We start from the raw sequence: 4,699 nt of genomic DNA on the forward strand, positions 1-4,699 counted from the left end.
GACAAATAGTCTATATCCTGAATATTTCTGCTCCACACTTCTCTTAAATCGTTACCTGTAGATTATGGGTATTCAAATCTACTTTCAGTTGTTTCTATATTTTCAATAAACTCTCCACCTAGTACTTCACATAAGTAGAAGATCTTTACAACACCATAAGCATAAGGTGGAAGGTTATGCTTATCTCTATCTTGTACCGATATAACCTTTTTAACACAGACATCCAATCCTGCTTCTTCTTTAGTTTCTTTCACTACATTATCAGCAGGAGAAAGATTAAATTCACACCATCCTCCAGGAACAGGCCATTGCCCTTTCTCTTTTACAAGAAGAATCTTCCCATCCTTGAATATAGCTGCACGAGTGTCTACTTTTGGCGTTTGATAGCCTACATCATTACAGAATAATCCATGAATCTTTTCGGCTGGTACATCTGTTCTTGTTAATATCATTTCTGCTGCAATCTCTCTTATACGCTGATAACGCTCTTTATCATATACATCGTGTCCATAGAAAAGTCCTGCTTGTGCAAGGCTCTGTAATTCTTTTGCCCATTCTAATACTTTGTCCATAACTTATGCCTTCTCACTATTTCTTGTTAATAGTATAGCACTAAATAGGATCCATTAAGCAGATGGTATATGAAAATATTATTATATTATATTTGAAAATAGTGCTGTGGAGGATATCTCTTTTGGCATAAAACATTACACACTTAATGGTTCTTTCAAGACAACAGTCTAACGAAGGTAACATTATAGATGCTGATGAAGTACTTGAAAGGATTGCAAATAAATACGAACTGTAAAAGAACCTGCTCATTTGAACAGGTTCTTTCTACATGAAGGACTCCACTACATAGAGTCTCTTTTCTTTCTTATTCCATAATATGATTATTTCACTATGATCTTCATGTGACTTATACCAATAGACACAATCTGTGTGCTGAGGACGACTTATTGCAAGTATATTGATCTCATCTAACCATTTATTGGTTGCATCTATATAGTTATCATCATAGATGGTTTCTCCTTGATCTTTTTTCCAGGAAAACATCTTTTCGATAGGTTCTTCATTTTTATATGTAAAAACATGATAACGGACACCATCTCCATTAAAACTTGATTCAGAATCTTTTCTATATACTTTAGAATAATCAGAATCTGAAGGAATAGATATATTCCAGTTCTCTTTGATTACATGACTATAGTCTTTAGAATAATTCCAATACATGATTCCACTTACAATAATTATACATGCAAATATGATTGATATAATCCTTTTCTTCTTCATAGAAACACCTCTTCTAGTCTGCGAGTTCTTTTAAAGTATCTCCTGCAATTCTATATACTGTCCAATCTGACATTGGCTTAGCACCAAGAGACAGATAAAAATCAATACTAGGCTTATTCCAGTCAAGACACCACCATTCTAAACGTCCACAGCCACGTTCTACTGCAATAGAAGCGAGCTTCTTAAGAATTGCCTTACCATAACCGTTTCCACGACATTCTGGTTTTACATACAAATCTTCTAGATAAATGCCAGAACGTCCTAGGAATGTAGAGAAGTTGTGGAAGAATAAGGCAAAACCTATTTCTTTATTATCTACTACCGCAAAAATAACTTCTGCTTTCTGCTTATCAAATATCCATGTTTCAAGGGTGGCTTCATCTGCTACCACTTCATCTAGCATCTTCTCATAATCAGCTAATTCTTTGATGAATTGAAGAATGAGTACTGTATTACTACGTTTCGCAAATCTGAATGTAAGAGTCTTATTCATGTTCATTCTCTCCGTTAATTTCATTATACTAATAGGCTAAATGGTAAGGTACTTAAGTTTTCTTAAGATAGAGAAATGAATTGTTCAAAAAATTACATAACTTCTTTTATGTAATTGATCAAAAATAATGAAATTAGATAAAAATCGTCAAATTTACATAAATTTTCACCAAAATAACATAAATGATTTATGTAATAATAATCAAATTAGATAAATGAATGAAAAATAACATAAACTTTCACCAAAATAACATAACTGTATGATGTTAAAACAGTAAATAAACTAAATATTAGATAAAATAAGCAAACTCATTTAGTTTAATTGATGAAATAAACTAATTATTCTACAAAATAAACAAACTCACTTGGATTAATTTGGTAAATAAACTAACTCATCATAAAAAGACTTATTTAATAATTGATATGGTCCCTTATAGAGGGATTTTTTTGCAATAAAAAAAGAACTCCAAGGAGTTCCTTTGAAGGTTTTAGGTCTCCATATCGACCTTTTCTTCCTATCCATTAGAACATTTTGGGAAAGAAAATCAAACTAAATATTAAATGAATATCATCTGTGTTTTGTACAATAAGATACATTCTTTCTTTTAAGACTGCTTTCTTTACAAACACTTAACTGGAATATGCAAGTGAATTACTTCTACTATTACTATAATTGTTATAGTCAAAGGGAAGTGATGAGAATGAAAAGAGTATTAATGGTGTTATGTTGTAGTGTGATGGTATTAATGAATTGTCATAATGTATTTGCGTTAAGTACAAGTATTGAACTTGATGGTGGAAATAATGATCCACAGGTAGTAGAAAAAGAACCAGTGAAAACAGGTGACATGTCTAGTAAGACTATTAAGGAATTAGGTTTACTCTTAACAGGAAGCTTATTATTAGGTATTGCTGGATTCTCAATGAAGGAGGAACGTCATGAAGAAGAATAGAATCATCATAATATGTATTGCGTTATTTATAGTGCTGGCAGGATCTTTTACTGCTTATCATTTTATTCATTCTTCTCAAGAAAATACAAATGGTGTAGTGATTGATAAAGATGCCACAGAATGGAAAAAAGAACTCCCTAATCAAGGTAATCAAGGAATTAAGATACCAGGCTATGGAAACTTAAGTGTAGCTGCAGGAGAGAAGAACTGGAATATTACATTATTAAATCCAGAAGGGAATAATTGTTACTTCAAATACAATATTACTGTAGGAGAAAACAGTGATCCTATTTATACATCAGATTATATTGAACCAGGTAAAGCTATTAAATCCTTTAAGGTGAATAAAGCACTTAAGAAGGGTGATTATACTATCTATATGAATATTGAAACATATTCTATGGATGGAGAGAATACAAGAATGAATGGAGCAAGCGTTAAAGCAAACTTGCAGGCTGTATAGAAATAACAGATACCACTCTGTCTATATAGATACAATTGAATATGAATATTTTAAGGAGGAGAACGATTATGAAAAGAACTATGACAGCAGTTTGTACAACTCTCGTGACAGGTATGATGATGATCACTCCAGCTTTTGCAGCGAATACATCAACTGGACATACTGATATCTCATTATTTGTCCCTAATGATCCTATTTATACTGTGACAGTACCAGAAAAGGTGACTTTAAGTGCAACAGAACATACACAGGTTCCTGTTACTGCAAGTGATGTACAGTATATCCCAGAAGGTAAGAAAATCTCAGTTACATTAAAGAAGGGTAATGGTGTATATGGTCGTCTTTATTTAATTGGTGATAAGAATAACGGGAATAAGCCATACTTAATGACTATTATGATCAAGGGTACAGGTGATGAATTTAAGATGGGTGCTCTTGAAAAACAGATTAAGGGTATGGAACTCGCATCATTTACTGATAACGGTACTGCCAATTATGAAATGTATCCAGTATCACAGGATTATCCTGAAGAACAAGGTAAAGTAGATTCTAACCTTGCTATACAGAAGGGTGTTCATTATACTGGTTGGATTGATTATGGCATTGGATTATACGATATCAAATAAGGAGAAAACTATGAAAAAGACAATAACATGTGCATTGACTGCATTAATGGCAGTTTCTGCTTTATCACTTCCTGTTTATGCACAGGATGCATCTACTGAATTCTCATTTGTGAAAAAGAATGATCCGACTTATACAGTGTCTATTCCTTCATCACTCGCATTAAGTGAAGAAGGTACACCTATGACTATTGAAGCTAAGGATGTGGCTTATCTAGATGGTAAGAAGGTATCAGTAACTGTAGCGGGTACAAACTATTATCGCAATCAGTTAGTTTTACAAGCAAGAACATCTAAACCATCTTATACTGGTGTCATTCGTTATCAGTTGATCAGTCCTGATAATAAAGTATATGAAACTAAAGGTGATGATATAGTAACAGGTACAGAACTTGCTTCGTTTACTGAAAATGGTACTGTGACTTATACAGTAAAACCAGTACTTTATGATAAGATTAATCTAGAACCTGGATTAAAATATACAGGTACTATGAATTTTGGAATTAGTCTCACAGACTAACTTAAGGGGCGTTAACCTTCGGGTTAACGTTTTTTTTGTGTCTATACAATGTAAGGATTTTACTATTATCTATATTGTGAATATAGATGTAAGTATTGAGCATCTAATGAAGATAGAGGCTTTTATTGATAATTGTATGATATAATGAGTGGCAATCTAATGATGAAGGGAGATTAATTATGCATTATAGACAATATGAAATGACGAGGAGGAAACAAAAAAAGTAACTCTCCTTAATTGTTCAATCGTGGATTTACCATTATACTTTGAGTAGAAATAAAAATTCATAGTATTGTGGGATTACCGCAAACAAATAAGGAGGGTTACCTATGAATAGAATAATAAAAATTGGGAT

7 protein-coding genes are annotated in these 4,699 nt (G+C 32.4%); 4 read left to right on the forward strand and 3 right to left on the reverse strand.

Features of this window, described 5'->3' with window-relative positions; all coding sequences use genetic code 11:
* Positions 1-62: 62 nt before the first annotated feature.
* The 3 genes from EAI80_RS11955 to EAI80_RS11965 all read right to left on the reverse strand — a co-directional run bounded on the left by EAI80_RS11955 (position 63) and on the right by EAI80_RS11965 (position 1,786).
* Positions 63-572, reverse strand: coding sequence for an NUDIX hydrolase (locus tag EAI80_RS11955; protein ID WP_238634603.1), 510 nt, complete (start codon positions 570-572; stop codon positions 63-65).
* 265 nt (positions 573-837) lie between these two features.
* Entirely contained in the window at positions 838-1,293 is a 456-nt protein-coding gene (locus EAI80_RS11960; RefSeq protein WP_129982217.1) for a hypothetical protein, read from the reverse strand.
* A gap of 13 nt (positions 1,294-1,306) precedes the next feature.
* Positions 1,307-1,786, reverse strand: coding sequence for a GNAT family N-acetyltransferase (locus tag EAI80_RS11965; RefSeq protein WP_129982218.1), 480 nt, complete (start codon positions 1,784-1,786; stop codon positions 1,307-1,309).
* Between the two features lie 700 nt (positions 1,787-2,486).
* Here EAI80_RS11965 and EAI80_RS11970 point away from each other — a divergent pair.
* The 4 genes from EAI80_RS11970 to EAI80_RS11985 all read left to right on the forward strand — a co-directional run bounded on the left by EAI80_RS11970 (position 2,487) and on the right by EAI80_RS11985 (position 4,344).
* The gene (locus EAI80_RS11970) at positions 2,487-2,738 is read left to right on the forward strand and encodes a hypothetical protein (RefSeq protein WP_055233503.1); all 252 of its coding nucleotides are present in this window, start codon (positions 2,487-2,489) and stop codon (positions 2,736-2,738) included.
* Positions 2,725-3,201: a hypothetical protein gene (locus tag EAI80_RS11975; protein ID WP_055233502.1), complete on the forward strand. Its 477-nt coding sequence runs from the start codon at positions 2,725-2,727 to the stop codon at positions 3,199-3,201. Before EAI80_RS11970 ends, EAI80_RS11975 begins: the two co-directional genes overlap by 14 nt.
* 68 nt (positions 3,202-3,269) lie before the next feature.
* Positions 3,270-3,827 carry a hypothetical protein gene (locus EAI80_RS11980; protein ID WP_129982219.1) on the forward strand — a complete coding sequence of 186 codons (558 nt, stop codon included), beginning with the start codon at positions 3,270-3,272 and terminating at the stop codon, positions 3,825-3,827.
* Between the two features lie 10 nt (positions 3,828-3,837).
* Positions 3,838-4,344 (forward strand): hypothetical protein, encoded by a 507-nt coding sequence (locus EAI80_RS11985; RefSeq protein ID WP_129982220.1) that lies wholly within the window; start codon positions 3,838-3,840, stop codon positions 4,342-4,344.
* The last annotated feature ends 355 nt before the right edge of the window (positions 4,345-4,699 follow it).

Source organism: Catenibacterium sp. co_0103, assembly GCF_004168205.1.
Taxonomy (GTDB): Bacteria; Bacillota_I; Bacilli_A; order Erysipelotrichales; family Coprobacillaceae; genus Catenibacterium; species Catenibacterium mitsuoka_A.

Excerpts from the sequence above, each read along its gene's own strand:
- EAI80_RS11975 (WP_055233502.1), top strand. The coding sequence starts at position 2,725 with ATGAAGAAGAATAGAATCATCATAATATGTATTGCGTTATTTATAGTG.
- EAI80_RS11960 (WP_129982217.1), bottom strand. The coding sequence starts at position 1,293 with ATGAAGAAGAAAAGGATTATATCAATCATATTTGCATGTATAATTATT.
- EAI80_RS11970 (WP_055233503.1), top strand. The coding sequence starts at position 2,487 with ATGAAAAGAGTATTAATGGTGTTATGTTGTAGTGTGATGGTATTAATG.
- EAI80_RS11965 (WP_129982218.1), bottom strand. The coding sequence starts at position 1,786 with ATGAATAAGACTCTTACATTCAGATTTGCGAAACGTAGTAATACAGTA.
- EAI80_RS11955 (WP_238634603.1), bottom strand. The coding sequence starts at position 572 with ATGGACAAAGTATTAGAATGGGCAAAAGAATTACAGAGCCTTGCACAA.
- EAI80_RS11980 (WP_129982219.1), top strand. The coding sequence starts at position 3,270 with ATGAAAAGAACTATGACAGCAGTTTGTACAACTCTCGTGACAGGTATG.
- EAI80_RS11985 (WP_129982220.1), top strand. The coding sequence starts at position 3,838 with ATGAAAAAGACAATAACATGTGCATTGACTGCATTAATGGCAGTTTCT.